The following is a 5,485-nucleotide window of genomic DNA, read 5'->3' on the forward strand; positions in this document are numbered from 1 at the left end:
GATGTCGACTGACACTCCATCGCCAGCAAGCCGGCTCCTACAGGGGAGCGGTGTTTTTTAGTGCTGCAGAATCTTGTTGAGGAAGTGCTGGGTACGCTCGGCGCGGTGGCTGATGTCGCCGAAGAACTCCTCTTTCTTGCAGTCTTCGATGATTTTGCCGGCGTCCATGAAGATCACCCGGTCCGCCACTTTACGGGCGAAGCCCATTTCGTGGGTCACGCACATCATGGTCATGCCTTCGTGGGCCAGTTGCACCATCACGTCGAGCACTTCGTTGACCATTTCAGGGTCGAGCGCGGAGGTCGGTTCGTCGAACAGCATGACGATCGGGTCCATCGCCAGCGCACGGGCAATCGCCACACGCTGTTGCTGACCACCGGAGAGCTGGCCCGGGTGCTTGTGAGCGTGTGCCGAGAGGCCGACGCGCTCCAGCAGTTGCAGGCCTTTCTTGGTGGCTTCTTCCTTGCTGCGGCCCAACACCTTGATCTGCGCGATGGTCAGGTTTTCGGTGATGGTCAGGTGCGGGAACAGCTCGAAATGCTGGAACACCATGCCCACGCGTGAACGCAGCTTCGGCAGGTTGGTCTTCGGGTCCGCAATGGACGTGCCGTCGACCACGATGTCGCCTTTCTGGAACGGTTCCAGGGCGTTGACGCATTTGATCAGGGTGGATTTGCCAGAGCCGGACGGCCCGCACACCACGATCACTTCGCCTTTTTTGACCTCGGTGCTGCAGTCAGTCAGTACCTGGAAGTCGCCATACCACTTGTTGACATTCTTGATAGAGATCATACGGCAAACCTTTTTTGCAGACGCTTGACCAGCAGCGAGGCGGCAAAGCTGATTGTGAAGTACACGAGACCTGCGAAGATCAGGAACTCATTCGAGCGGCCGATGATGTCGCCACTGGCACGCGAGGCATTGAGGAAGTCCACCAGGCCGACGGCGTAGACCAGCGAGGTGTCCTGAAACAGGATGATGCTCTGTTGCAGCAGCAGCGGGGTCATCTTGCGGAACGCTTGCGGCAGGATGATCAGGCGCATCATCTGGCCATACGACATGCCCAGGGCCTGGGCAGCGCCCATCTGGCCTTTGGGAATCGACTGCACGCCGGCGCGGACGATTTCGCAGAAGTACGCCGCTTCAAACATCATGAACGCCACGATGCACGAGGCGAATGCGCCGATCGGCGTGTCTTCGCCGGTGATCCAGCGCAGTACGAACGGCACCGCCAGGTAGAACCAGGTGATGACCAGCAGCAGTGGAATCGAACGGAAGTAGTTAACGTAGGCGCCGGCGATGTTCGACAGCACTTTGCTGTGGGACAGGCGCATCAGCGCGAGGATCGTGCCGAGGATGATCCCGCCGACGACGCCCAGCGCCATCAGTTGCAGGGTCATGATCATGCCGTTCCACAGGCCCGGCAGGGACGGGATGATGCCCGAGAAGTCGAATTCCATCATTTACCCCCTACGGAGATCAGGCCCGGTACGGCTACTTTCTTCTCGACCAGGCGCATCAGCAGCATCAGGCTCATGTTCAGGGTGAAGTAGATCAGGGTCGCCAGGGTGAACGCTTCGAACAGGTTCGCGGAGAACTCGGCGGTCTGTTTGGTCTGTGCGAGCAACTCCATCAGGCCGATCAGCGAGGCGACGGAGGTGTTCTTGAATACGTTCAGGAATTCCGAGGTAAGCGGCGGAATGATGATCCGGTAGGCCTGGGGCAGCAGCACGTTCCAGTAGATCTGCGGCAGCTTGAAACCCATGGCGCGAGCAGCGGATTCCTGGCCTTTTGGCAGTGCCTGAATACCGGTGCGCACTTGTTCGCAAACGCGAGCCGTGGTGAACAGGCCCAGGCAGACAACCACGCTGAGGAACGCGGAGGTGGTCGGGTTCAGGTCCTGTTTGTACCATTCCTGCAGGTCTTGCGGCAGCAGGTCGGGCACCAGGAAGTACCAGATGAACAGCTGCACCAGCAGCGGTACGTTACGGAAAAGTTCGACGTAGCAGGTGGCGATGCCCGATACGATGCGGTTCGGCACGGTGCGCATGACGCCCAGGATCGAGCCCAGTGTCAGGGCGATGATCCAGGCCGCGATGGCGATGCCGATGGTCCAGCCCAGACCGGACACGTACCAGTCGAAATAGGTCTCGCTGCCCACGCCGGTGGACTTGAAGAACACGCCCCAGTCCCAGTTGTAATTCATTAGGGTCTCCCCTCAGTTCAATCGATGTGCAAGTGCCCGCTTGGGGGAAGCTCCGTTCCCGCCTGACCTTTTCGATCAGGCACACGCTCCCGGCTCGACAGCCACCGGTTCGAGTGTTTCCAAAAAATACCAGCAGGAAGTGACCACCTCCTGAAAGGGCGACGGCCCTCTCAGGAGATAAGGTTAGTCAGAAAATCAGGACTTCTTGTCGTCAGCCGCTTTATCAGTCGGATTGGCGATCAGGGCCTTGAGCTCGTCGCTCATCGGGAAGTTCAGGTTCAGACCTTTTGGCGGGATTGGCTGCATGAACCATTTGTCGTAGATCTTGTTGATCTCGCCCGACTTGTAGGTCGCCACGATGGCGTCGTCTACAGCCTTCTTGAACGGCTCGTCGCCCTTGCGGACCATGCAGCCGTAGATTTCGTAGGACTGTGGAGTGCCGGTCACGGCCCAGTCAGTTGCCTTCTTGGCTTTGGCCGCTTCACCTGCCAGCAGGGCGTCGTCCATCATGAAAGCCACGGCACGGCCGGTTTCCAGCATCTGGAAGGATTCGCCGTGGTCTTTGGCGGAGATGACGTTCATACCCATCTGCTTGTCGGCGTTCATCGCCTTGAGGATGCGTTCGGACGTGGTGCCGGCGGTGGTCACGACGTTCTTGCCGGCCAGGTCAGCGAAATCCTTGTACTTGGAGTCTGCCTTGGACAGCAGGCGAGTACCGATTTCGAAAATGCCGACGGAGAAGTCAACTTGCTGCTGACGCTCGACGTTGTTGGTGGTGGAACCGCACTCGAGGTCCACGGTGCCGTTCTGCACCAGCGGGATGCGGGTTTGCGAGGTCACCAGGTTGTATTTGACCTGGAGATTCGGCATGTCGAGGTCTTTTTTCAGGGCTTCAACGACTTTCAGCTGAATATCGTGGGAGTAGCCAACCGGTTTGCCGGAAGCGTCCGCGATATAGGAAAACGGAATGGAAGCGTCACGATGCCCGAGGGTGATGGTGCCGGACTCTTTGATCTTCTTCAGTGTGCCGGTGAGTTCGGCAGCGAAAACTGGAGTGGTAATCAGAGCTGCAGCAATGGCTGCGCCCAGGATATGGGGAACGATGCGCATCAAATTTTCCTCGACATTGTTTTTTTTATGGAGCCAGTTCATCGGCCCTTTTGTGCTTCGAATGTCTGTCGGCTTCTCAAGGTCCGCGCAACAAGCATTCGTCCAAGAGTGTAGAGCATGACTCATGCCAGACCAGTCGATACAAACTAAAGTATTGATTTATAAGGAGATTAAATATTTGTGGCGCGTTTTTTGGAGAGAGATAGTCCGGTTAACCGAATAGACCGACGGGTCGCGTTCGGAAAACCGAATGCCGGATGCACGCTAACTCTGTAGGAGCTGGCTTGCCGGCGATGGCGTCCCTTAGATAGGTGCTAAAGCCAAGGGCCTCATCGCTGGCAAGCCAGCTCCTACAGGGGATTGATGGTGTTTCCCGAATAGCAAAAAGCCCCTGAATCGTGAGATTCAGGGGCTTTCGTTTGAGTGGAGGTGCGATCAGGCCGCTTCAATCTTGCTGCGGTTCTGCTCGACCTTGCTCAGATACTCCGCCAGCGCTTGCTGCTCGGCCGGGGTGGTGAACAAGCCCAGCTTGCTGCGACGCCACAGAATGTCGTGCGCCGTGGTTGCCCACTCTTCGCTGCACAGGTAATCGACTTCGCGGGTGTAGAGACCGCCGCCGATGTGCTCGCCCAGGTCGCTGAGGCTTTGCACGCCTTCAAGCATGCGCCAGGTGCGGCTGCCATAAGTGGTGGCCCAACGACGGGCGATTTCGGTCGGCACCCAGTCGAACTGGTCACGGATGCGCGAGCTCAGCGCCTGCGGGGTGGTCATGTCTTCGCCGCCCGGCAGGGTGGCGCTGGCGGTCCAGCTCGGCTTGATGTGCGTGAAGTAAGGCGCCAGTTGCGCCAGCGCCGACTCGGCCAGTTTGCGGTAGGTGGTCAGCTTGCCGCCGAACACCGACAGCAACGGCGCTTCTTCGCCCGTGCCCGAAAGCGCGAGGGTGTAGTCGCGGGTGACGGCCGACGGATTGTCGGATTCGTCGTTGCACAGCGGACGAACACCGGAATAGCTGTGCAGGATGTCGTCGCGGCTGATCTGCTTCCTGAAGTGGGCGTTGACCACTTTCAACAGGTAATCGGTTTCGCCTTCGGTGATCGCCACTTTAGCCGGGTCGCCGGTGTACTCGCGGTCGGTGGTGCCGATCAGGGTGAAATGGTTCAGGTACGGAATGGTGAAGACGATGCGCTGATCTTCGTTTTGCAGAATGTGCGCGTGATCACCTTCGTACAGTTTCGGCACGATCAGGTGACTGCCCTGGATCAGGCGGATGCCGTACGGCGATTCCATCTTCAAATCATCACGAATGAACTTGGCAACCCATGGGCCGGCCGCATTCACGAGCGCCTTGGCGCGGATCGAAAGCAGGCTGCCGTCGGCGCGTTCCAGGTGCAGATGCCAAAGGCCTTTGGTTCGACGGGCGCTGACGCAGCGGGTCTGGGTGTGCACATGGGCGCCGTTCTCGCGGGCCGCCATGGCGTTCAGGACCACCAGGCGAGCGTCGTCGACCCAGCAATCGGAGTATTCGAAGCCTTTGGTGATTTCGCTTTTCAACGGGCTGTCCGGGCCGAACTTCAGGCTTTTCGAACCTTCCAGTTTTTCCCGTTTGCCCAGGTTGTCATACAGGAACAGGCCGGCGCGGATCATCCAGGCCGGACGCAGGTGCGGACGGTGCGGCAGGACGAAGCGCATTTGCTTGACGATGTGCGGCGCCTTGGCCAGCAACACTTCGCGCTCGGCGAGGGCTTCGCGGACCAGGCGGAATTCGTAATGTTCGAGGTAGCGCAGGCCACCGTGGATCAGTTTGCTGCTGGCCGACGAGGTGTGGCTGGCCAGATCATCCTTTTCGCAAAGGAACACCGAAAGACCGCGACCGGCGGCATCCGCTGCGATCCCCACGCCATTGATCCCGCCACCGATAACGGCGATATCGTAGACCTCGGCGAGTGGGGGCGTAGGCAAGGTAGAAGTGGGCATCGGCTGGCCTCGGTTTTTTTGATTGTCGATATTGGATTTCGAACATTAATGTTCATTTTCGAAAATGGTAGCCCATAAAGCCGCCCACAGCCAGTTAACTTCGATTGAAAATACTGATCGAAGGGCCGTTAAAGGAAAATTTACGAACATTAGTAGCCGAGGGGGGGATTGCGGGGGCACGCATTTTGTAGGAGC

General features: G+C 58.5%; 5 protein-coding genes. All 5 read right to left on the reverse strand.

Annotation, left to right across the window (positions count from 1 at the left end; genetic code table 11):
* Positions 1–57: 57 nt before the first annotated feature.
* Complete coding sequence (locus tag KGB27_RS30740) at positions 58–792, reverse strand: amino acid ABC transporter ATP-binding protein (RefSeq protein WP_008032183.1); 735 nt, start codon at positions 790–792, stop codon at positions 58–60.
* The gene (locus tag KGB27_RS30745) at positions 789–1,460 is read right to left on the reverse strand and encodes an amino acid ABC transporter permease (RefSeq protein WP_192228573.1); all 672 of its coding nucleotides are present in this window, start codon (positions 1,458–1,460) and stop codon (positions 789–791) included. The genes KGB27_RS30740 and KGB27_RS30745 overlap by 4 nt, the downstream gene beginning before the upstream one ends.
* Positions 1,460–2,206, reverse strand: a complete 747-nt coding sequence (locus KGB27_RS30750) for an amino acid ABC transporter permease (RefSeq protein WP_008032179.1) — start codon at positions 2,204–2,206, stop codon at positions 1,460–1,462. Before KGB27_RS30750 ends, KGB27_RS30745 begins: the two co-directional genes overlap by 1 nt.
* Positions 2,207–2,401: 195 nt before the next feature.
* Positions 2,402–3,316 carry a glutamate/aspartate ABC transporter substrate-binding protein gene (locus tag KGB27_RS30755; RefSeq protein ID WP_008032176.1) on the reverse strand — a complete coding sequence of 305 codons (915 nt, stop codon included), beginning with the start codon at positions 3,314–3,316 and terminating at the stop codon, positions 2,402–2,404.
* Positions 3,317–3,751: 435 nt separating this feature from the next.
* A complete protein-coding gene (gene glpD, locus KGB27_RS30760) occupies positions 3,752–5,290 on the reverse strand; it encodes a glycerol-3-phosphate dehydrogenase (RefSeq protein WP_223437946.1) in 1,539 nt (512 codons plus the stop codon).
* Positions 5,291–5,485: the final 195 nt, after the last annotated feature.

It is taken from the genome of Pseudomonas sp. BF-R-01 (assembly GCF_019946615.1).
GTDB lineage: Bacteria > Pseudomonadota > Gammaproteobacteria > Pseudomonadales > Pseudomonadaceae > Aquipseudomonas > Aquipseudomonas migulae.